Consider the following 22,897-nt stretch of genomic DNA (forward strand, 5'->3'; position numbering starts at 1 on the left):
GCGATGCGCCCCCCCGACCGCCACCATGTTCACCTTGCACCGCGCCTCCTTTCGCCAGCTGCTGCTGGTCGCCTTCCTGCTGATCGCCGCTCTGCTGGGCGGCGCGTCGCTGCGCGGGCTGTTCACGCTGGAGCGGCTGATGGGCCAGGCGCGCGCCGGGGCCGAGCGGGCGGTGCAGATCAGCGCGGAAGCTCAAGCGCTGGCCGACCGCAGCGTCACGATGGAGCGGGCCGCGCGCCAGTACGTGGTGCTCGACGACCTGGCACTGCGCCAGCGCTTCGAGGAAGCGGCGGCCGAAGCCGAGGCGGTGCTGACCCGGCTGGTCGCCAACCGCCTGCCGCCGCCACAGGCCAGCGAGTGGCGCCAGCGGCTGGACGCCATCCGGGAACAGATGCGCGGGCCGCGCGCCACCGCCCGCCAGCGCGAACTCACCCTGAGCCTGGCCTTTCGCGAGCTGGCCGACCTCAACACCGCCATCGCCGAGCAGATGCGCCGTGCCAACGAGGCCCGCAACAGCGAACTGCAGGAAGAGCTGGAGGCCAGCCGGCTGGACCTGGCCCGCCAGGTGCTCGGCGCCATCGTCGCCGCCGTGTTGCTGGCCTTGGGCTTCGGTCTCTGGCTGGCGCGGCCGATGAAGCGGCTGGAGCGCGCCATCATCGGCCTGGGCGAGAACCGGCTCGACCAGCCCATTGAAATCCGCGGCCCGGCCGACGTGCGTGACGTGGGCCGCCGCCTCGACTGGCTGCGCCTGCGCCTGGCCGAGCTGGACGCCGACAAGGCGCGCTTCCTGCGCCACGTCTCGCATGAGCTGAAGACCCCGCTGGCCGCGCTGCGCGAGGGCGTGGCCCTGCTGGAAGACGGCGTGGCCGGTGCGCTGACCGACAACCAGCGCGAGATCGCCCGCATCCTGCAGCACAACACGGTGGTGCTGCAGCGCCAGATCGAAGACCTGCTGCGCTTCAACGCTGCCGCCTTCGAAGCCCGCCGCCTGGTGCGCCGGCGCACCGAGCTGAGCGAGCTGCTGCGCCGGCTGGTCGAGGAACAAAAGCTCCAGTGGCAGGCCAAGCAGCTGACGGTGGCCATCGACGGCGGCCCCTTGTATGCCGAGGTCGACCAGGACAAGCTTGGCACCGCGCTGGGCAACCTCTTGTCCAACGCCATCCGCTTCAGCCCGCACGGCGCTACCATTCGCTTCCTGCTCGTGCGCCGCACCGACCGGGCCTGCATCGACGTGATGGACCAGGGGCCCGGTGTCGCTGCGGCCGACCGGGCCCGCGTCTTCGAGCCCTTCTACCGCGGCGAGCGGCAGCCGGAGGGCGCCAGCCGCGGCACCGGTGTCGGCCTGTCCATCGTGCAGGAGTACGTGGCGGCCCACGGCGGCAGCGTCGAGTTGCTGCCCAATGCGCCCGGCGCTCATTTCCGTATCGAATTGCCCCATGCCAGCTGATGCCGCGCCGGCGCGGCCTGCTTATCCGACAAGAAACAAATGGGACTGAACCCTCCCCTCACGACCTCGATGTTGCGCGGCCTGGCCGCTGCCCTGGTGCTGCTGCTGGGCGCCTGCGCCCCCTTGCCTGAAGTGACCGAGGTGAGACAGGTCAAGGTGCCGGTGCGTGTGCCGGTGGTGGTGGTCGACCCGGGCGACGAAGCCACCCGCCACGTGCTGCGCTATGCCGAGCGGGTGCGCAACCTGCCGGCGCCGGAGCTGCAGGCCGAGATCACCCGCATCGGCGACCCGCAGGCCTCGCCAGCGGCCGCGCTGGAGCTGGCCCTGGTGCTGGGCCAGACACGGGCGCCCGGCGACATGGCCAAGGCCATCGCCGCGCTCGACGGCCTGCTGCGCTCCACCGCCCCGCAGGCCACTGCCTGGCAGCCCCTGGCCCGGCTGCTGCTGCCCCGCTACACCGAGGTGCGCCGGCTGGAAGAACAGCTGGACAAGCAGAACCAGCAGCTGCGTGACAGCCAGCGTCGCCTGGACCAGCTGAACGAGAAGCTGGAGGCACTCAAGGCGATCGAGCGCAGCCTGGCGCCACGCGCCATGCCGTCGCCGACACCGGCCATTCCCGGCAGCAAGCCGGCGCTTCCCTGACCCCCTCCCGAAGAAGGACTGCTGATGACCGCCCATGTGCTTGTCGTCGACGACGATCCCGACATGCTGCGGCTGCTGTCGATGCGGCTCGGCGCGGCCGGCTACCGGGTCACCGCGGTCGAGAGCGCGGAGGCGGCGCTGACGCAGATCGCGCTGGAGCGGCCGCAACTGGTGGTGAGCGACGTGCAGCTGCCCGGCAAGGACGGCCTGGCGCTGTTCGACGACATCCGGGCCCGCCATCCGGCCCTGCCGGTGATCCTGCTGACGGCGCACGGCACCATACCCGACGCGGTGGAGGCCACCTCGCGCGGCGTCTTCACCTATCTCACCAAGCCCTTCGACGGCAAGGCCCTGCTCGACAAGATCGCCCAGGCCCTGCAGCTCGCGGCACCGGCCAGCGAAGGCCAGCAGGCCGACGATCGCTGGCGCGAGGCCATCGTCAGCCGCTCCACCCGCATGGCCGAACTGCTGGCGGAAGCCAAGCTGGTGGCCGGCTCCGACGCAAGCGTGCTGATCCGCGGCGAAAGCGGCAGCGGCAAGGAACTGCTGGCCCAGGCCATCCACCAAGCCAGTGCCCGCGCCCAGCGGCCCTTTGTCGCGGTGAACTGCGGCGCCATCCCCGAGGCCTTGCTCGAATCCGAGCTGTTCGGCCATGTGAAGGGCGCGTTCACCGGCGCAGTGTCGAACCATCGCGGCTTGTTCCAGGCGGCCGACGGCGGCACGCTCTTCCTCGACGAAATCGGCGACATGCCGCCGCCGCTGCAGGTGAAGCTCCTGCGCGTGCTGCAGGAGCGCTCGGTGCGTCCGGTGGGCGCGACGCAAGCGGTGCCGGTGGACGTGCGCATCCTCTCGGCCACCCACCGCAACCTCGACGAGGCCATGGCGCAGGGCCAGTTCCGCGAGGACCTCTACTACCGGCTCAACGTCGTCACGCTGGTGTTGCCGCCACTGGCCGAGCGGCGCGAGGACATCCCACTGCTGGCCAACCACTTCCTCTCGCGCCTGGCCGTCAAGTACGGCAAGCGGCTCAACGGCTTCGCGCCCGAAGCGCTGAAGGCGTTGGCCACCGCCTCCTGGCCGGGAAACGTGCGGCAGCTCTACAACGTGGTCGAACAGGTCTGTGCGCTCGCCACCACCCCGCTGATTCCCCTCGTGCTGGTGCAACGGGCGTTGCGGGTGCCGAGCGTCGAGGTGCTGAGCTACGCCGAAGCGCGGCAGCGCTTCGAGCGCGACTACCTGGTGGGCCTGCTCAAGCTCACCGACGGCAACGTCGCCGATGCCGCGCGCCTCGCGCAACGCAATCGCACCGAGTTCTATCGGCTCCTGCAGAAGCATGGGCTCGCGCCCGGCTCCTTCCGCTCCGATGCCCCTGTCGCTGAATAGCGACAAGACATTTCCTTTTGATATCAATCACTTAGCTAAAAGGCTCGAATTCTTGTCGCTGCCCGGCGACGGTTGAGCCTGGGGCGGGCGGCCATTCCGGCCCCCACCCCCGTGAAACCCCTTGTAAGCACTCCCAAGTGCTTGTTTTGCAAGGTCTTTTTCCTGTTGGCACGGACGTTGCGGAAGACGTCACGAAACGGCCCTTTCGGGCCTTGCGTGGCGCCTCCGAAGAGACGTCGTCTGAACCAGGAACAAGGACTTGCCAGTGCCCCTCAGCTTCCAGATCGGCCCCCGCCCCCGCTTCGTCGGCGCCTTTGGCGCGCCGCGTGGCGCCGGCCCGCGGCCGTCCGGGATGCCGGTGCTGCAGCGTCTGGTGGCCCTCGGCCTGCTGCTCGGCGCGGCCGGCGCCGCGACCGCCAAGGCGAGCTTCGATTTCGAACAGCTGAGCGCCCAGGCCCGCCGCCTGGCCGCCGCCCCCCACCGCCCCGCAGCCTCCACGCTGCCCGCCGAACTCCAGGCACTCGACTACGACCAGTACCGCGACATCCGCTTCCGCCCCGAGCGCGCGTTGTGGCGCGGCGACAAGCTGCCGTTCGAGCTGATGTTCTTCCACCTCGGCAAGCTGCAGGCCGAGCCGGTGCTGATCAACGAAATCACCGCCAGCGGCGAGATCCGCCACATCCCCTTCAACCGCAGCGATTTCGACTACGGCAAGAACCGTCTGTCGCCCGAGACCTGGGGCGACGTCGGCTTCGGCGGCTTCCGGGTGCACTACCCGCTGAACCGCCCGGACTACAAGGATGAGCTGGTGGTCTTCCTCGGCGCCAGCTACTTCCGCGCGCTGGGCGCCGGGCAGCACTACGGCCTGTCGGCCCGCGGCCTGGCCATCGACACGGTGGGCGGCGAGCGCGAGGAGTTCCCGCGCTTCCGTGAGTTCTGGATCCAGCGGCCGGCACCCGACGCCACCTCGCTGACCATCTACGCCCTGCTCGATTCCCCGCGGTCCACCGGCGCCTTCCAGTTCGAGCTGAAGCCGGGCTCCGCCACCGTGGTGGACGTGCGCTCGCGGCTGTTCCTGCGTGCCGGCGTGACAACGCTGGGGATCGCACCGCTGACCAGCATGTTCATGTCGGGCGAGAACCAGCCCAATGCGGCCGATTTCCGCCCCGAAGTGCACGACTCCGACGGCCTGATGGTCGCCACCGGCCAGGGTGAATGGCTGTGGCGCCCGCTGCTGCGGCCGCAGCGGCCGCTGGCCACCTCCTTCGCGGTGCGCGAGCTGCGCGGCTTCGGCCTGATGCAGCGCGACCGTGCCTTCTCCAGCTATGAAGACACCGAGGCACGCTACGAGCGCCGTCCCAGCGCCTGGATCGAGCCGCGCGGCAGCTGGGGCCCGGGCCGCGTCGAGCTGTTCCAACTGCCCGCACCCGACGAAGGCCACGACAACATCGTCGCCTACTGGGTGCCCGAAAAGACCCCCGCCCCCGGCCAGCCCCTGGAGCTTGCCTACCAGATGCGCTGGCAGGGATCCGAGCAACAACGCCCGCCGGGTGCCTGGGTCAGCCAGACCCGCACCGGCCGGGGCTATGCGGCGCTCGCAGCGAACGAGCACCAGTTCATCGTCGACTTCACCGGCCCATCGCTCGAGAAGCTGGCCAGCGACGCGCCTGTCAAGGCGGTTGTCACGGCCGGCCCCAGCGGCCGCATCGTCGAGCGCAATGCCTACCGCAACGACGCCACCGGCGCATGGCGGATGGCAGTGCGCGTTCAACACCTCCAGGGCACGCAGCCGCTAGAGCTGCGCGCGTATCTCCAACACGGCAACGACATCCTGACGGAAACATGGAGCAACATCATTCCTCCCCAGTGAGCCGGCCCCGCTGGTCTCGCTCCGAATCGGCCGCGCGCGTGCGCGTGCCCGCCAAGGACTCGGGCGCCAGCGCGCCGCCGATCAACCGAGGGTCCATGGTGGCCCGCCCCTGGAGCGGCTTCTGGGCCGGCCTGGCGGCCATCGTGAGCGGCCGTGCGGTCAGCTCCGCCACCCCGGCGGCCGAGCGCGCGCCGTGGGAACGGGCCGCGGTCGCGCGGCGCCGGGTGTTCCTGGCCCTGATCATGCTGTCCACCGCCATCGCCACCGGCCTGATGGCGCAAACCCAGCCCGAGTCGAGCAGCGGTGCCCTGCAGTACGGGCAGATGGCCTTGTTCGCGCTGCTGTTCGCCTGGGTCTCGGCGGGCTTCTTCACCGCGATGATGGGCTTCGTCGTGCAGCTGCGCGGCGACAAGCACTCGCTGTCCAAGAACGACGTGATGCACCGCCCGGTGCATGCCGATGCGCGCACCGCCATCATCATGCCGATCTGCAACGAGCACGTGCCGACCGTCTTCGCGGGGCTGCGCGCAACCTGCGAGTCCATCGCCACCACCGGGGCGCAGCGCCTGTTCGACATCTACATCCTGTCGGACAGCAACGACCCGGACATCCGCAGCGCCGAGCTGGCCGCCTGGGCCGAACTGCGCTCCACCCTGGGTGACGGCGCCCGCGTCTACTATCGCTGGCGCCAGCGCCGCACCAAGCGCAAGGCCGGCAACGTGGCCGACTTCTGCCGCCGCTGGGGCCGCAACTACCGCTACATGGTGGTGCTGGATGCCGACAGCGTGATGAGCGGCGACTGCCTGCTCAACATGGTTCGCCTGATGGAAGCCAACCCGAAGGCCGGCATCATCCAGACCGCGCCGCAGGCCGCCGGCCATGCCACCCTGCATGCCCGTGCGCAGCAGTTCGCCAGCCGCGTCACCGGCCGGCTGTTCACGCTGGGCATGCAGTACTGGCAGCTGGGCGAGTCGCACTACTGGGGCCACAACGCCATCATCCGTGTCGAGCCCTTCATGACGCATTGCGGCCTGGCCCCGCTGTCGGGCACCGGTGCCTTGGGCGGCGAGATCCTGTCGCACGACTTCGTCGAAGCCGCGCTGATGCGCCGCGCCGGCTACCACGTCTGGCTGGTGGGCGACCTGCAAGGCAGCTATGAGCAGTCGCCGCCCAACCTGGTCGAGGAGCTGCAACGCGACCGCCGCTGGTGCCAGGGCAACCTGCAGAACGCCCGCCTGATCGCCGAGCCCGGCCTGCACGGCGTGCACCGCGCCATGCTGGCCACCGGCGCCATGGCCTACGCCTCGGCCCCGCTGTGGCTGGCCTTCGTGGTGCTCGGCGCGGCGCTGTGGCTGAGCGGCGGCCTGTCGGCCGAAGCCGGCAGCCTGGTGCCCACCGCCATGACCGGCCTGTGGATCGGCACCCTCACCATGCTGGTGCTGCCGCGTGTGCTGGGCATTGCCTGCGTGCTGATGAAGGACGAGCAGCGCCACTTCGGCGGCACTGCCGCGCTGATCAAGGGCGCGGTGCTGGAAGCCGGCCTGTCGGTCCTGCAAGCCCCGGTGCGCATGGTGGCCCACACCCTGTTCGTCGTCGGCGCCCTCACCGGCTGGAAGATCGAATGGAAGTCGCCCCCGCGGGAAGCCGAGGCGATCGGCTGGGCCGACGCCACCCGCCGCTTCGCACCGATTTGCGCCACCGTCGCCGCCGCGGCGGCCGGCATCGCGTTGGTCAACCCGGCCGCGCTGCTGATGCTGGCGCCCATCGGCCTGCCGCTGCTGCTGGTGGTGCCACTGTCGGTGCTCAGCAGCCAGGAAGGCCTGGGCGAGCGCATCCGCAGCCGCAAGTTGCTGCTGATTCCGGAAGAAAGCTGGACGCCCGCGGTGCTGCGCCAGGCCTGGGCCTATGCCAAGCGCCCGTCGGCCGCACCGCGCTGGGCCGACGTGCTCAGCGACAGCTGGCTGTTCAACCTGGTCGTCAAGGCCATGGGTGAACGTCGTACCGACCAGGGCCCGCGTGGTCGTGCCCGCCGGCAGCTGATGAACCGCCTGGCCACCGACGGCGACACCGACAGCCTGTCGCCGACCGAGCGCATGCTCTTCCTCAGCGAGCCTCAAAGCCTCGAGCAACTGCGCGCCAAGCACAGCGTGCTCAAGGGCCAGGCCTTCGGCCGCCGCCTGACCCGCGCCGGCACCATGATCGCCGCCCATGCGCTGGCGCCCAGTCCACGGGCTGCCACGCGCACCGCAAATGCCTGAGTTGCCCGTTTGCTCCATCTCCACGCCGGCTTATGCCGGCGTTTTTTTTTGCGCGCCCCATGGCAACGTTTGCGACAACCGTGGCGCCATGTCGAGCCAGTCGCTCGCGGCAGGAGCCGGCGCGGGCAGCCTTGCCCGCCGCCACCGCAGCTGGGTGGCGCAGCCCTGCTGCGCTAGCGTGCGGGTCTCCCGCGAAGTGCTCGCCTGCCACCCGGGCTGACAGAGGCTTGAGGTACAGTTTGGCGTTCCTTCCTGCGCGCCTGCCGTGCGTTTGTCGTCATGCCGAGTCGTACTGCATTGAGACCGATCCGGCGCCCCTGCGGGCGCATCTTCCCCACTCCTGCCGAGGCCCATGACGGCAGCGCCCTTGCGAGCTGAGGCGGCCCTGCGGCAGCGCCTGCGCGAGGGCACCGCCAATGCCCATGCCCGCCTCGAAGCCGCCCTGGACCTGCCCGCGCTGGGACAACGGCGCGAAGCCTGCCTGGCCTTGCTGCAGGGCTTCTTCGGCTTCCACCGGGCGTGGGAACCGGCCTTGGCTGCCGCCATCGACGCGCCCGACTTCCTGCAGCCACGCCGGCGCCTGGCGCTGTTGCGCCACGATCTGGCGGCCCTGGGCAGCGCCCCCGCGGACATCGAGGCCCTCCCCGACTGCGCGGCCGCCCGCACCCTGTGCAACACGACTGCCGCGGCTTGGGGATCGCTCTACGTGCTGGAAGGCTCCACGCTGGGCGGCCAGTTGATCACGCGGCAGTTGCAGGCTGCCGCCTGGTGGCCCGCGCAAGGCCTGCGCTACTTCCATCCCTACGGCCCGGACACCGGGGCGCGCTGGCAACAGACCCTCCACTGCCTGGCCGGGTTGCCGGCGCCCTGGGCCGCAGAGGTCGTCGACGGCGCGGCGCGAACCTTCGAGCTGCTGCTGCACTGGCTGCCGCATGCCCAGCCCCGCCCGGCCGCCGCATTACCGCGCCCCGACAACCACAAGGTGCACAACGCATGACGGTGCCCGCCCCCCTGTCCGGCCAACCGGTCGACCTGAGCGACTGCGCCCGGGAGCCCATCCACCTGCCCGGCAGCATCCAGCCGCATGGGGCCTTGCTGGTGTTGCGGCCCGACACGCTGGAGGTGCTGCAGGCCAGCCGCAATGCGGCAGAACTGCTGGGACTGCCCATCTGGCCCACCGGCGCCACACCGCCAGGAGCGCCCGCTGCCCTGGGCGACACGCTGCGCGCCGTCCTGGGCGACTGGCTCCTGGCACCCGGCGCGGCGCCGTTGCACACGGTGGCACTGGGCCAGCGCCAGTTCCAGCTCAGCGGCCACCTGGGCCCGCAAGGCCTGCTGCTCGAATTCGAGCCTGCGCTTCCGGGGGAGCTGGAATCGCTGGACGCGCTCTACCCGCACCTGCGCCGGTTCGTCGACCAGCTGGAAGCCGAGGCCGACATTGCAGCGCTGGCCCAGCTGGCCGCCTGCGAGGTGCGTCGCATCACGGGCTTCCATCGCGTGCTGGTCTACCGCTTCGACGAGGACTGGCACGGCACGGTGATCGCGGAGGACGGCGATGGCAGCCTGCCCTCCTACCTCGACCTGCGCTTCCCGGCTTCCGACATTCCGCCACAGGCGCGCGAGCTGTACCGCCGCAACCGCCTGCGCCTGATTCCCGACGCCGGCTACCTGCCGGTACCGGTGGAGCCGGCCCTGAGCCCGCTCGACGGCCGCCCGCTCGACCTCTCGGCCGCGGCACTGCGCAGCGTGTCGCCGGTGCACCTGGAGTACATGCGCAACATGGGCACCGCGGCGTCGATGTCGGTGTCCATCCTGGTCGATGGCCGGCTCTGGGGCTTGGTCTCGTGCCACCATGCCGGCCCCCGCCAGGTCGGCCCGCAGATCCGCAGCGCCTGCGACTTCCTGGCGCAGATCCTCGCGCTGCAGCTGGCGGCGCGCGCGCAGGGGGCCGAAGCCGCCGAGCGCCTGAAGCTGAAGGAGCTGGAGGCCGGGCTGCTGGCCCGCGTGGCCCAGGCCCCCTCCGTGCAGGACGGCCTGCTCGATCAACCCGATGCCTGGCTGGCCCTCGCCAGCGCCCAGGGCGCCGCGGTGCTGCGCGAGCACGGCGTGAGCCGCACCGGCCGCACGCCAGATGAAACGCAGCTCCAGGCCCTGGCCGCCTGGCTGCACCAGCAGGGCAAGCCGGCGGTGTTCGCAACGCATGAGCTACCCGCGCTGTACCCGCCGGCCCAGGCCTGGGCGGACAGCGGCTGTGGCGTGCTGGCGGTGTCGATCTCGGCGCTCCACCCTCACTACATCCTGTGGTTCCGTCCCGAGCTGGTCCACACCGTGCGGTGGGGTGGCCCACCGGACAAGCCCGCACCCGGCGAAGACGGCCGGCTGCATCCCCGGCGCTCCTTCTCGATGTGGACCGAACAGGTGCGCGGCAGCTCGGCGCGCTGGAGCGCCGCACAGCTCGAGGTGGTGCAGTCCTTCCGCAACGCGGTGGTGAGCTTCGTGCTGCGCCGTGCCGAAGAGCGCGCCCAGCTCAGCGAACGGCTGGAAGCCAGCAACCGTGAGCTGGAAGCCTTCTCGTACTCCATCTCGCACGACCTGCGTGCCCCCTTCCGGCACATCGTCGGCTATGCCCAGCTGCTGGGCGAGCGCGAGGCAGCGCTGGACACGCGCTCGCGCCACTACCTCGACTCCATCGTCGAATCAGCCCTGGCGGCCGGACAGCTGGTCGACGACCTGCTGGCCTTCTCGCAGCTGGGGCGCTCCACGCTGTCGATGACGGCGGTCGACATGGACAAGCTGCTCGACGAAGTGCGCCGCTCGGTGCGCATCGACCAGGGCAATCGCCAGGTGGAGTGGCGCACCGGCCCGCTGCCGCCGGCCTGGGGCGACGCTGCCCTGCTGCGCCAGGCGCTCAGCAACCTGATCGGCAACGCGCTCAAGTACACCCGGCCTCGCGAGTGCGCGGTGATCGAGATCACCGGTGAGCAGCGCGACGGCGAGACCGTGTACTCGGTGCGCGACAACGGCGTCGGCTTCGACATGGCATATGCCGGCAAGCTGTTCGGCGTGTTCCAGCGCCTGCACCGGGCTGAAGATTTCGAAGGCAGCGGCATCGGCCTCGCGCTGGCGCGGCGCATCCTGGAGCGCCACGGCGGCTGGATCAGCGCCGATGGCCGCCTCGACCAGGGAGCCGTGTTCCGTTTCGGCCTGCCCGCCACCCCGCATGAAAACTCCGCAGATGCATAACAACAAGCTCAGGCCCATCCTCCTGGTGGAGGACAACCCGAAGGACCTCGAACTGGCCCTGGCCGCCCTGCAGCGCTGCCAGCTGGCCAACCCGGTCGAGGTCGCCCGCGACGGCGCGGAAGCGCTCGACTACCTCTATGGCCGCGGCCGCTGGCTCAACCGGGTGGCCGGCGACCCGGCGGTGGTGCTGCTCGATCTGAAGCTGCCGAAGATCGACGGCCTGGAAGTGCTCGAACGGGTCAAGAGCGACCCGCTGCTGCGCCAGGTGCCGGTGGTCATGCTGACGTCCTCGCGCGAGGAGCGCGACCTGGTGCACAGCTACGAGCTGGGCGTCAACGCCTTCGTCGTCAAGCCGGTGGACTTTCATGCCTTCCTGCAGGCCATCCAGGACCTGGGCATGTTCTGGGGGGTGCTGAACGAGCCGCCGCCTCGTGGAGGCCGCAACGCGTGAAGCCGCCCGTTCCTGCCCGCATCCTGTTGCTGGAAGACAGCGACATCGACGCCGAGCTGCTCTGCAGCCACCTGCTGAAGGCCCGGCCGGAGCTCGAAATCATCCGTGCCGTGCGCCGCAGCGAATACGAAGCCGCCTTGCGGCCTGGCGAGCTCGACCTCATCCTGGCCGACTACTCGCTGCCGGACTACGACGGCCTCACCGCCCTGCAGCTGGCGCAGGAACGGTTGCCCGACGTGCCCTTCATCTTCGTCTCGGGGGTGCTGGGTGAGGACGTGGCGGTGGAAGCGCTGCGCCAGGGCGCCACCGACTACGTGCTCAAGCGCAGCCTGGGGCGGCTGCCGCGCACCATCGAACGCGCCCTGGCCGACGCCCGTGAGCGGCAGCGCCGCCGCCAGGCCGAGGCGGCGCTCGGCGACAGCGAAGCCAACATGCGGCTGGCCCTGGCCGCCGCGGAGCTGGGGCTGTGGCACTACGTGCCGGCGGAAGACCGCCTGGGCTGGGACAGCCGCAGCCAGCTGATGTTCGGCCTGCCCGGGCAGCCACAGGTGCGGCACGAGGAGCTGCTGGCCCGCGTGTCGCCCGCCGACCGGGACGGCCTGCGCTCGGCGATGCAGGCCGCCATGCAACCCGGCGGCGAAGACCTGCTGCTGCGCGAGTTCCGTACCCACGCGGCCGACGGCAGCGAGCGCTGGGTGGTGATGCGCGGCCAGGCCTTCTTCGAGCGCGGCCGGTGCCACCGGGTCTCGGGCGTCGTGCAGGACGTGACCGACCAGAAAGCCGCCGAAGCGCGCCAGCGCCAGACCGAGCTGCTGTTCCGGCTGGCGGCCGAGGCCGCCGGCATCGGCGTGTGGGAGCTCGACATCGAAGGCGACCGGCTGTGGTTCGATGCCGGCCTGCGCACGCTGGCCGATGTGCCCGACGGCCCGGTCCCCGACTACGCCACCATGCTGCACAACGCCGTGCATCCCGACGACCGGGCCGAAGTCGACCGCTCCCTGCGCGCCGCGCTGCGGCCCGGCGCGCCCCCCGAACTCGAATACGAGCACCGCATGATCGGCCTGCAGGGCGGCCGCATGCGCTGGGTGGCGGTGAAAGGCCGCCGCATCGTCGGCTCCGACGGCCGTCCCCGCCTGGTGGGCACGGCGCGCGACGTGACCGAACAGCGCCGCCGCGACGAAGTGTTGCGCCAGGTCAACCGCGACCTGGAGGCCAGCGTCGCCCAGCGCACCCGCGAGCGCGACCGCATCTGGAACCTCAGTGTCGACCTGATGGCCGTCTGCCGGCCGGACGCGACGCTCACCTCCGTCAACCCGGCCTGGGAAAGCGTGCTGGGCTGGTCAGCCGAGGCCTTGCAGGAAGCCAGCCTGCTCGATTTCCTGCACCCCGACGAAGTGGCCGACACGCGGCAGCGGCTGCGCTCGCTGGCACACGGCAGCGTCACGCGCACGCAGGACAGCCGGCTGCGCCACCGCGACGGCGGCTGGCGCTGGATACGCTGGACGGCCAGCGCCGACAACGGCCTGGTCTACGCCATCGGGCGCGATGTCACCGAAGAGCGGGCCGCCGCCGAGGAACTGGCGGCCACCAACCGCGAGCTCAAGGCGCAGATCAGCGAACGCAGCCGCGTCGAGAACACGCTGCAGCAGATGCAGCGGCTGGAAGCGGTCGGCCAGCTCACCTCGGGTGTGGCGCACGACTTCAACAACCTGCTGACGGTGGTGCTCAGCAACATCGGCCTGATCGAACGGCTGCTGCAGCAGCGCCCGGAGTCGGTCGACGAACGTGTCGTGCAGCGGCTCGACTCCATGCGCAACGCGGCCCAGCGCGGTGCCACGCTCACCACCCAGCTGCTGGCCTTCTCCCGGCGGCAGCGGCTGGAGCCGCAGGAGGTGGACTTCAACGACGTGGTGGCCGGCATGCGGGACCTGCTGCAGACCACCATGGGCGGCAGCGTCGCCATCGAAACCGCCCTGGCCCCGCGTCTGTGGCCGGCCCTGGTGGACCCGACGCAGCTGGAGCTCATCATCCTCAACCTGGCCATTAACGCGCGCGACGCGATGGAGGTCGGCGGCACCCTCACCGTGCGCACCGGCAACGTCACCCTGCAGCAGCGGCCCGCGCGGCCCGAAGAGCCGGAGCCCGGCGACTATGTCTCGCTGACCGTCAGCGACACCGGCAGCGGCATGAGCGACGAGGTGCTGGCCAAGGCCTTCGAGCCCTTCTTCACCACCAAGGAGGTCGGCAAAGGCTCCGGGCTGGGGCTGGCCCAGGTGTATGGCTTCGCCAAGCAGTCGGGGGGTGGCGTGCGCATCGAGACCGAGCCGGGCCGCGGCACCTCGGTGCACGTCTACATGCCGCGCGCTCCGGCGTCCGCGGCCAGTCGCCCGGGCAGCACCGAGCCGGAGAACACCGGCGCCACCGCGCAGCAGCCGCCGCAGCCCACGCACACGGTGTTGCTGGTCGACGACGATGAGGACGTGCGCGAAGTGACCGCCGCCCTGCTGGAGCTGGACGGCTACACCGTGCTGCAGGCCCGCAACGGGGCCGCGGCCCTGGAGATGGTGGCGCGCTGCCGCGACATCGATGCCGTCATTGCCGACTTCGCGATGCCCGGCATGAACGGCGCAGAACTGGGCCGGGCGCTGCAACGCTCGCATCCGGCGCTGCCGGTGCTCTACGTGACCGGCTTTGCCGACCTGGCTGCCCTGCGCGACGTGCACGAAGACTACGTGCTGCAAAAGCCGCTACCGCATAGCGAAATGGCCAGCCGCCTGCAGCGCGTGCTGGCGACGCCGGCCAGCCGGCGGCTGGCCACCCAGCCTTGAGCCCGTGCTGCCCGCCGGGCGGCACGGCGCCTCGGTCAGGCCAGGTGCTGCAGCTGGTTCAGCAATCGGCCGCGAGCGGCCTCGTCATCCAGGTGCTGGCCCAGCAGCTGGATGAACTGTTCCCGCGTGCCGGCCTGGGCGGCTGCCTTCTTGGCCACGATGCGAGCGATCGGGCCGATGTGGCTGGCCAGCACCCGCTGCGCCCGCTCCACGAAGTCCGGCGTCAGCGCGATGCCGCTGGCCGGCCGCGGTGAGGTGCCGGGAGCCGGCGCGCCCGTGGTGCCCGGCGCCGGCGTACCGGTCGGGCGCAGCGGGGAGCCGCCGGTGGTGAGCGGCTGGCCGATGAAGGTGGTGCGCTCGCGCTCGGTCTGCAGGTGCTCGGCCAGGCGGTGACGCAGGGTGTCGAGGTCGGCGCATTCCCGTGCGGCGCGACGCACCAGCACCTTCGCCATGGGCCCCACGAACTTCGCCAGCGTGGTTTCCAGCTGCGACAAGGTGGCCGCGTCCCAGTGGGTGGGCGGCGCGGTGGTGGGCGTCGGCGCACTGGCAGCCGCCGCATCGAGCGAGCCCACCGAGATCACGCTGCCCGCCGCCGGCAGGCTCTGCGGACCCGGCGAGCCGGACGGCAGCGGCATGCCGGGCCGCACCATCTCCATGATGACGGTCTCTTCCGACACGGTGGCACTCACCGGCGAGCTGCAATGGGTCAGCAGGTCGTCTCGGAAGGCCAGCGCGCTCGCATAGCGGGCCGACGGCCGCTTGGCCAGGGCCAGCGCCACCACCCGGTCGTAGTGCTCCGGCCGCGAGGACCCGACGTGCTGCGACGGCCGCACCGGCTCCTCGTGCAGGATGCGATACATCAGCGACTCGGCCGTGCCGTTGAAGGGCAGCTGCCCCGTCAGCAGCTGGTAGAGCAGCACGCCGGCCGCCCACAGGTCCACCCGGTGGTCGAGCTTCTCCCCGGTGTATTGCTCGGGCGCCATGTAGCCAGGCGTGCCGACGATGGCGTTCAGCTGCGTCAGCCCGCCGGCATCGACCCGCGCGATGCCGAAGTCGGCGATCTTGAGCTTGCCATGGCGGGTGATGATGAGATTGGCCGGCTTGATGTCGCGGTGCCACACGCCCTGCTGGTGCGCATGGTCCAGCGCGCTCAGCAGCTGCACCATGATGCTCAGGATGTCCTGCTCGGGGAACAGGATCTTGCGGCCCAGGTAGTGGGCGACGCTGTGCCCCTCGACATACTCCATCGCGATAAAGGCGCGCTCCCGGTCCTCGCCGTACTCGTAGACGGCGACGATGCCCGGGTGCAGCAGGCGGCCAGCCGCCTGCGCCTCGTTGCGGAAGCGCTCCGCGATGGAGGCGGCCTGCGGGCTGTCCTCGACCAGCTGCTTGCGGATGGTCTTGATCGCGACGAGGCGCTTGATGTCCGGGTCGTAGGCCTTGTAGACCACGCCCATGGCGCCCTCGCCGAGGACGGCCGTGATGGGGTATTTGCCGAGACGCTCAGGATGTTTCATGCGGCCTCAGCCGTCCAGCATCTTCATGGCCTGCACCAGGCTCTTGCGCATGCGGGTGAACGACTCGGCCAGCGTGCCGATCTCGTCCTTGCTGCTGGCCTTGAACTCGGGAGCATCCATCTCGCCCAGGCTGACCCGGTCGGCGATGGCCGACAGGCGGCTGACCGGCTGGATCACCAGCTTCCACAGCATCAGGTTGAGCGCCAGCCCGATGACGACGAACACCGCCGTCAGCATGCCCATGAACACGTTGAAGGCGCTGGCCGCGCGCTGCAGCGGCACCGTCATCGGCACCGACACCACCTGGGCGCCGATGATCTCGTTGAAGTTCCAGCCGAAACCGTTGGCCGGGCCGTAGCGGTCCACCATCGGCTTGGGTGCCGCGTCCACCGTGCTGTGGCAGCGCAGGCAGGCGGGGTCCTTGATCTGGATCGGGCGGGCGATGTAGAGCGAGCGGCCGCTGGGTGTGTCGCGCTGTCCGACGAACTCCTTCACATCGGGCGAGTTGCGGAACTGGTTGACGATGTCGACCTCCCATTCGACCGCCCGGTCGCGCGGGTTGGTCGGGTTCAGCGTCGCTTCCTTGTAGGCGTAGTCAGGGTACTTCTTGTGCAGCGTGGCCAGCACCTCGGTGGCCGAGTAGGCCGGCACCGACTGGGGCAGGAAGCTGTACTTCATCTGGGTCTCGAGCAGCGGGCCGATCTGACCGGAGGTGTAGGCCCGCACCGCCAGCGCCTTCTCCATCAGCAGGCGGGCATGGTCCAGCACTTCCTGCTGCGCGTTGCGCTGCAGCAGGTCGCGGCTGATGTAGCCGGTGACCCCCAGGCCGAGCACGAACACGAGCACGAACACCAGGTTGAACTTGACGAGCAGTTTCATACGAGTCTCAAGCGGCGCCGGGTTGCGGCGCAAAGAAGTCAGGGACGCGAAGCCGCCGGCGGACGCGGAACCGGCGGGCGCGGCAAGTATTTCTCGGGGTACAACACGCGGTCCCACTCCGGGTGCGCCCGCAGGTTGGTGACCAGGCCGGCGCGGAAATCGGTGTCGCTCGCCCTCGCCTTCCAGCGGGTGACGAAGCGCGGCCGCAGTGTTCGCTCGGCCTGCAGCCAGGATTGCACGTCCTGGTAGGCCACTGCACCGAGCGGCTTCGGCGCTGCCTCGCGCGACTGGTAGCGGTCGGCCAGGGGCGGCAGTGTGTCACGGAATGCGCGCGGCATGCGCTCCAGCATCGCGGCCGGCGGCCGCGCCGCCACGGTGCCCGATCCATCGGCTTCGCGCAGGAAGGATTCGCCGGCCTTCAACCCCAGGGCGCGCTGCGCCTTGCCGTCCAGCCGCTCGGTGAGGCGCACCGCACCCGCCTCGGCAAATGCGAAAACGCGCCGATCGCCCAGGTGGGCCACCAGCACGCCGTCCGGCGCAGCATCCAGCACCGCCGAGCCGAAACCGGCCGCGATCGCCGGCTTGCCAGCAACGACCGGCGGCGGCGAGAGCTTCAGCCAGCCCTGCTGCAGGTACAGCTGCACCGGTGCCCGGCCGCGCTCGCCTGGCAGCGTCGGTGCCAGCAGCGCGCGGCTGCCGGGGCCGAGGTCGGCGATCACGCCATCCTTGTACTCGAGGCGCAGCAGGCCGGTGGTGGCACCGGACTCCACGATGTCGTCACGCTGCAGCCGCACGCCCTCGGTCAGCGCGAACTTGGCACTGCCGCGGATCAGCAAGGCTTCGCCATCCAGGATGGTGAGCACGGCGACCGGCGATTCGGCCGCGGCGGGCCACGCCGCCAGGCTGCAGAAGATCAGACAGATCACCCGCCAGAACATGTTTCTCCTTGTCTTGGAGCGCTCCGGCTCCCCCTGATGTGTCATGCGTCACGCGCTGCACGGCGCATTGTTTCACTGGCCTTGCTTTTCTGTTCGCATCCGCCCGCATCCAAGGGCGACCCCCCCACATTTTTTTCGGGCCGGCCGCCAACTATGTCACTGCCAGGCACGGATTTTGGGGTCAACTCAGCAGTTCTATGCCGGCCAGCTGCTTCGCACATTGTTGCCGGATGATGCCCAGCAGGTCACTGAGGTACGGTTTGCCGGCCAGCGCCTGCGGCGCAGTGGCATGCAACTCACTCCACAAACCGCTGGCGCCGAGCCGTTTGGCGACCACGTAGTCGTAGTCGACGTAGCTTTTCACGCCCCAGTTCGGCAGGGCCGCCACGCCCCGCCGGCTGGCGACCAGCTGCAGGATCGCAATGGTCAGCTCTGCCGTGCGCCGCCCGAAGTTCACTCCAGCCGGGCGCAGCAATTCTCGTATCACATCGATACGTTCCTCCGGCACTGGATAGGTGATCAGCGTCTCGCCCTCGAAATCCTGGGCCAGCAGGCGGCGCCGGTTCCGCAGCGCATGCTCGACCGGCAGCACCGCCAGGATCTCGAAGCGAAACAGCGGCCAGCTCGCCAGCTTGCGCCGCGCCGGCGCCTGGCGCCCCGGCGGCGACCCGATCACCAGCTCGCATTTGTCGTCGGCCAGCAGCGCCATCGGGTCGGCATGGAAGCCGGCCACCAGATCCACTTCCACCTCCGGCCAGCGGCGGCGGAACTCGTCCATCACCGGCATCAGCCAGTCAAAGCAGGTGTGGCATTCGAGCGCGATGCGCAGCTCGCCCCGGGTGTCGCTCGATGCCCGGGCCAGGTCTCGTTCGGCTTCGGCCACCTGGGGCAGCAGATCACGCGCGAGCGCGAGCAGCCGCTCGCCGGCCGGCGTGAAGCGCAGCCCGGTGCTGGTGCGGTGAAAGAGCGGCAAGCCGTAGTGCGTCTCGATGGCACGCACCTGGTGCGACAGCGCGGATTGCGTCAGGTGCACCCGCTCCGCCGCCAGCGCCATCTTGCCGGTCTCGGCAATGGCCATCAGGGAGCGCAGGTGGCGGAGTTCGAGCATGCAGCCTTCCGAGGTAGGCGCCGGACATGAATCAAATTCAAGCCTGGCTGAAAACGTTTCGCTTGTTTGATGCAGTGTCGCAAACCAGACTGCCGTGGGTCAACCTCACCACCACGGCGGAGTCTCATGGCCCACACCCACATCCTCGGTTACCCCCGCATCGGCGAACGCCGCGAGCTGAAGTTCGCCCTCGAATCACATTGGCAAGGCCAGGGCAGCCTGGCAGAGCTGCAGCAGGTGGGCGAGCGCCTCTGCGCCGACCGCCAGCAGCGCCAGGTCGACGCCGGCCTGCACTGGCTCACCACCGGCGACTTCGCCTACTACGACCTGATGCTCGACCATGCCGCGATGTTCGGCGCCCTGCCCGCCCGCTTCGGCCTGGACCCCGCCGCCCTGGAGCTGGACGGCAGCTTCCAGCTGGCACGCGGCACTGCAGCCCAGCCGGCCCTGGAGATGACCAAGTGGTTCGACACCAACTACCACTACCTGGTCCCCGAGCTGGCCGCTGGCCAGGCCTTCTCGCTGCATGCCGGCCGCTACCTCGCGCAGGTGGCCCGGGCACAGGCGCAGGCCGGCGGCCGGCCGGTGAAGCCGGTGCTCATCGGCCCGGTCACCTTCCTGCGGCTGGCCAAGTCGGCGCGACCGCAGGAGCGCCTGTCCCTGCTGCCGGGGCTGCTGCGGGTCTACGCAGAATTGCTCGCCGAGCTGCGCCGCCGCGGCATCGAGTGGGTGCAGATCGACGAGCCGGTGCTCGCCACCGACCTTGACGCGCCGTGGCAGGCGGCCGTCACCCAGGCCTACCGGCAACTGGCCGGCGGCGAGCGGCCCCGCCTGCTGCTGACCACCTATTTCGGCCCGGTGGACCACCACCTGCCGCTCCTCAATGCGCTGCCGGTCGATGGGCTGCACATCGATGCCGTGCGCGGTGCAGCGCAGCTGCCGGCGGTGCTTGCCTCGCTGCCGGCGGGACGGGTGCTGTCGGTCGGTGTCGTGGACGGCCGCAACGTCTGGCGCACCGACCTCCGCCAGGTGCTGCAGGCACTGCGCCCGCTGCAGGACCAGCTGGCTGACCGGCTCTGGATCGCCAGCTCCTGCTCACTGCTGCACGTGCCCTGCTCCCTGGCCCGCGACCCGCGGCTGGAAGCGACCGTGCGGCACTGGCTCGCCGGCGCCGACGAGAAACTGGCCGAACTGGAGGTGCTGCGGCGCGGCCTGCAGGACGGCGAGGCCAGCGTGGCCGACGCCCTGGCTGAGAGCGATGCGGCGCTGGCCGAGCGGCGCGGCTCGGCCCTGGTCCGCAATGCCTATGTCGGCAAGCGGCTGAGCGGCATCGATGCCGACATGGTGCAGCGGCGCCACGCCTTCCCCGAGCGCAGCGCCCGCCAGCGCGCCCGCCTGCAGCTGCCGCTGCTGCCCACCACCACCATCGGCTCCTTCCCGCAGACACCCAGGATCCGGGCGGCCCGGGCGGCCCGCAAGCGCGGGGACATGAACGCCTACGACTACCTCAAGGCCATGCGCGAGGAAATCCGCCATGCCATCGAGCAGCAGGAGCAACTCGGCCTGGACGTGCTGGTGCACGGGGAACCGGAGCGCAACGACATGGTGGAGCATTTCGCCGAACACCTGTTCGGCTTCGCGATCACCGACAACGGCTGGGTCCAGAGCTACGGCTCGCGCTGCGTCAAGCCGCCCATCATCTACGGCGACGTCTGGCGGCCCGACCCGATCACGGTGGACACCGCCCGCTATGCCCAGTCGCTCACCGAGCGTCCGGTGAAAGGCATGTTGACCGGGCCGGTGACCTTGCTGCAGTGGTCCTTCGTGCGTGACGACCAGCCACGCGAGGCCACCGCCCGCCAGCTGGCGCTGGCCATTCGTGACGAGGTGAACGACCTGGAACGGGCCGGCATCCGCATCATCCAGATCGACGAGCCCGCCTTCCGCGAAGGCCTGCCGCTGCGCCGGCAGGACTGGCAGCACTATCTCGATTGGGCGGTCCACGCCTTCAAGCTCGCCTCCTGCGGCGTGCTCGACGACACGCAGATCCACACCCACATGTGCTATTCCGAGTTCAACGACATCCTGCCGGCCATCGCGGCACTGGACGCCGACGTCATCACCATCGAGACATCGCGTTCCCGCATGGAGCTGCTCGACGGCTTCGGTGCTTTCGACTACCCGAACGAGATCGGCCCCGGCGTCTATGACATCCACTCGCCGCGGGTGCCTGGCGCCAGCGAGATGGAGGCGCTGCTCGACCGCGCCTGCCGCGTGGTGGACCCACGCCGGCTCTGGGTCAATCCCGACTGCGGCCTGAAGACCCGCCACTGGCCGGAAACCCTGGCGGCGCTGGGCCAGATGGTGAGCGCCGCCCGCGCGGTGCGCCGACGCCTGGCAACTTCGACATGAGCCGCCCGGCCCGGGGCCGCTACAGTGTCGGCCTGTCTGACGCCGCCCGTCCCTGAGCCCGTGCCCCGCAACGCCCCCCAGCAGTCCGACCTGTTCGCCCTCGAGCCCGGCCCCGGCCAGCCGCCGCCGGCCGCGGCGGACGCGCCGCCGCCAGCCGCCCCGCGGCGCGCCGCACGGCCTCCGGCCAGCGAGCCGGCCCAACTGGAAGCCGCGGTTGTGCCACCTGAAATGGCAGCAGCCGCTGCGTCCCTCAACCCGCTGATTCGCTTCGGCACCTCGTCCTGGAACTTTCCCGGCTGGCATGGCCTGGTGTGGGGCCGCGAGTACGCCGAATCGACGCTGTCGCGCCGCGGCCTGACGGCCTATACCCAGCATCCGCTGCTGCGCTGCGTCAGCCTGGACCGCAGCTTCTACCGGCCGATGGAGGTGTCGGCCTATGCGGCGCTGGCCGCCCAGGTACCGGCCGATTTCCGTTTTGTCGTCAAGGCTCCGTCGCTCGTCACCGATGCGCTGGTGCGGGCCAGCGACGGCCGTGGCGTCGAGCCCAACCCGCTGTTCCTCGATCCCGCCGCGGCCGTCACCCAGTGCATCGAGCCGGCGGTGCAAGGGCTGGGAGCCACCCTGGGCGTGCTGGTGTTCCAGGTGTCGCCGCTGCCGCTGGCCTGGCTGGCCGAGCCGCAACGCTGGCTGCAGGCGCTGGAGCGGCTTTTCGAGGCGGCCACCGCGGCGCTGGCGCAGGCGGGCCACCCCGCGCTGCTGGCCCTCGAAGTTCGCGACCCGGAACTGCTCACGCCGGCCCTCGCCACGCTGCTCAAGCGCCATGGCGTGCGGTATTGCCTGGGCCTGCACGACCGCATGCCCGACATCGAGGCCCAGTTGCCCCTGCTGCGCGCGCTGTGGCCCGGCCCGCTGGTCTGCCGCTGGAACCTCCAGCGGGGCTTCAAGTACGAGCCGGCCAGGGAGCGCTTCGCACCGTTTAACGCGCTGGTCGCCCCGGACCCCGCCACTCGGGAGGTGCTGGCCAAGGTCATCGCTGCCACCGCGATCGGCGGCCATGCGGTATTCGTAACCGTTAACAACAAAGCGGAAGGCAGTGCGCCACTGTCCATTTGGGAACTGGCAAAAACCGTGCTGGCGCGGGGCTGAGGTCTATGCCGGGCCGGCAAAGCGGACCATACTGGTCTGGTCATGCCCGGAAGCAAGCTCCACGACAGCAAGCACCCCCCCGGCAGCGCCGACCATGCGCACGTGCTGGGGCATCTGCGTGCGTCCACGCGCCAGCTGTTCAATCCGCTCGACCGGGCGGGTGAAGTGGCTGGCGGCTTGCTCGTGCTCGTCATCTTCACCGGCGCCTTCGCGATTCTGGGGCGCGATGCCCGCACCGTCTTGCTGAGCGCGCTGTCCTCGAGCTTTGCCTGGAGCCTGATGTGCGCCGTGATGTACCTGCGGCGGGCGGCCCAGGCACGCCATGGCCAGCAGCGGCTGCTGGACGACCTGCGCAGCGCCGACACCGATGCGGCGTTTTCACAGCGGCTGGCTCGCGAACTGCCGGACAGCCTGGTGCGCAACCTGGCGCCGCACGAGCTGGCCCGGCTGCGCGCCCTGCTGCCACGGACCGGCGAGGCCCGCCCCCGCGCCGTGCTGGGTCATCCGCTCGACCTGCTGGGGGCGGCGGCCATCTTCGCCCTGGTGTTCTGGGCCACCTTCCTCACCGCGCTGCCGCTGCTGTGGATCGCCGATGCCGACGCGGCCTTGCGCCTGGTGCACACCACCGTGGTGGTGCTGCTGTTTGGCATCGGCCTCTTCCTGGGGCGTCGGCGCGGTGGCCGCCATCTGTCGCTGGGCTTCGGCCTGGCCGGCCTCGGCGCCCTGCTGGCGGGCCTGTGCATGGCGCTGAGCCCTTGAAACTGCATCCCCCTGA

Annotated in this window: 16 protein-coding genes; 12 read left to right on the forward strand and 4 right to left on the reverse strand. The window is 70.5% G+C overall.

The window, feature by feature from the left end:
* Window positions 1-25: 25 nt before the first annotated feature.
* From N7L95_RS03650 to N7L95_RS03690, 9 genes are all read left to right on the forward strand, one after another.
* On the forward strand, window positions 26-1,447 hold the full coding sequence (locus N7L95_RS03650) for a sensor histidine kinase (RefSeq protein WP_301258464.1): 1,422 nt from the start codon (window positions 26-28) through the stop codon (window positions 1,445-1,447).
* Between the two features lie 39 nt (window positions 1,448-1,486).
* A complete protein-coding gene (locus N7L95_RS03655) occupies window positions 1,487-2,089 on the forward strand; it encodes a DUF3450 domain-containing protein (RefSeq protein WP_301258465.1) in 603 nt (200 codons plus the stop codon).
* Window positions 2,090-2,113: 24 nt separating this feature from the next.
* Window positions 2,114-3,472, forward strand: a complete 1,359-nt coding sequence (locus N7L95_RS03660) for a sigma 54-interacting transcriptional regulator (RefSeq protein WP_301258466.1) — start codon at window positions 2,114-2,116, stop codon at window positions 3,470-3,472.
* A gap of 352 nt (window positions 3,473-3,824) precedes the next feature.
* Window positions 3,825-5,342 (forward strand): glucan biosynthesis protein G, encoded by a 1,518-nt coding sequence (locus N7L95_RS03665; protein ID WP_301260058.1) that lies wholly within the window; start codon window positions 3,825-3,827, stop codon window positions 5,340-5,342.
* Window positions 5,315-7,600: a glucans biosynthesis glucosyltransferase MdoH gene (mdoH, locus tag N7L95_RS03670; protein WP_301258467.1), complete on the forward strand. Its 2,286-nt coding sequence runs from the start codon at window positions 5,315-5,317 to the stop codon at window positions 7,598-7,600. Before N7L95_RS03665 ends, mdoH begins: the two co-directional genes overlap by 28 nt.
* 352 nt (window positions 7,601-7,952) lie before the next feature.
* A complete protein-coding gene (locus N7L95_RS03675; protein WP_301258468.1) occupies window positions 7,953-8,597 on the forward strand; it encodes a biliverdin-producing heme oxygenase in 645 nt (214 codons plus the stop codon).
* Window positions 8,594-10,843 (forward strand): ATP-binding protein, encoded by a 2,250-nt coding sequence (locus tag N7L95_RS03680; protein WP_301258469.1) that lies wholly within the window; start codon window positions 8,594-8,596, stop codon window positions 10,841-10,843. The genes N7L95_RS03675 and N7L95_RS03680 overlap by 4 nt, the downstream gene beginning before the upstream one ends.
* Window positions 10,836-11,294 carry a response regulator gene (locus N7L95_RS03685; protein WP_301258470.1) on the forward strand — a complete coding sequence of 153 codons (459 nt, stop codon included), beginning with the start codon at window positions 10,836-10,838 and terminating at the stop codon, window positions 11,292-11,294. Before N7L95_RS03680 ends, N7L95_RS03685 begins: the two co-directional genes overlap by 8 nt.
* The gene (locus tag N7L95_RS03690) at window positions 11,291-14,122 is read left to right on the forward strand and encodes a response regulator (RefSeq protein WP_301258471.1); all 2,832 of its coding nucleotides are present in this window, start codon (window positions 11,291-11,293) and stop codon (window positions 14,120-14,122) included. The genes N7L95_RS03685 and N7L95_RS03690 overlap by 4 nt, the downstream gene beginning before the upstream one ends.
* Window positions 14,123-14,157: 35 nt before the next feature.
* On the opposite strand, the gene N7L95_RS03695 is transcribed toward N7L95_RS03690, so the two are convergent.
* The 4 genes from N7L95_RS03695 to N7L95_RS03710 form a co-directional block, all read right to left on the reverse strand.
* Window positions 14,158-15,639, reverse strand: a complete 1,482-nt coding sequence (locus N7L95_RS03695; RefSeq protein ID WP_301258472.1) for a serine/threonine-protein kinase — start codon at window positions 15,637-15,639, stop codon at window positions 14,158-14,160.
* Between the two features lie 6 nt (window positions 15,640-15,645).
* Window positions 15,646-16,518, reverse strand: coding sequence for a c-type heme family protein (locus N7L95_RS03700; protein WP_301258473.1), 873 nt, complete (start codon window positions 16,516-16,518; stop codon window positions 15,646-15,648).
* A 38-nt stretch (window positions 16,519-16,556) separates the two neighbouring features.
* The gene (locus N7L95_RS03705) at window positions 16,557-17,456 is read right to left on the reverse strand and encodes a FecR family protein (protein WP_301258474.1); all 900 of its coding nucleotides are present in this window, start codon (window positions 17,454-17,456) and stop codon (window positions 16,557-16,559) included.
* 181 nt (window positions 17,457-17,637) lie between these two features.
* Window positions 17,638-18,564, reverse strand: coding sequence for a LysR family transcriptional regulator (locus N7L95_RS03710; RefSeq protein ID WP_301258475.1), 927 nt, complete (start codon window positions 18,562-18,564; stop codon window positions 17,638-17,640).
* 126 nt (window positions 18,565-18,690) lie between these two features.
* Here N7L95_RS03710 and metE point away from each other — a divergent pair, with 126 nt between their 5' ends.
* From metE to N7L95_RS03725, 3 genes are read left to right on the forward strand one after another with little or no spacing between them, the layout of a single operon-like run.
* Window positions 18,691-20,976, forward strand: a complete 2,286-nt coding sequence (gene metE, locus N7L95_RS03715; protein WP_301258476.1) for a 5-methyltetrahydropteroyltriglutamate--homocysteine S-methyltransferase — start codon at window positions 18,691-18,693, stop codon at window positions 20,974-20,976.
* Between the two features lie 60 nt (window positions 20,977-21,036).
* A complete protein-coding gene (locus N7L95_RS03720) occupies window positions 21,037-22,122 on the forward strand; it encodes a DUF72 domain-containing protein (RefSeq protein ID WP_301258477.1) in 1,086 nt (361 codons plus the stop codon).
* Between the two features lie 42 nt (window positions 22,123-22,164).
* Entirely contained in the window at window positions 22,165-22,881 is a 717-nt protein-coding gene (locus tag N7L95_RS03725) for a hypothetical protein (protein WP_301258478.1), read from the forward strand.
* Window positions 22,882-22,897 lie beyond the last annotated feature (16 nt).

It is taken from the genome of Eleftheria terrae (genome assembly GCF_030419005.1).
In the GTDB taxonomy this organism is placed as follows: Bacteria; Pseudomonadota; Gammaproteobacteria; order Burkholderiales; family Burkholderiaceae_C; genus Caldimonas; species Caldimonas terrae.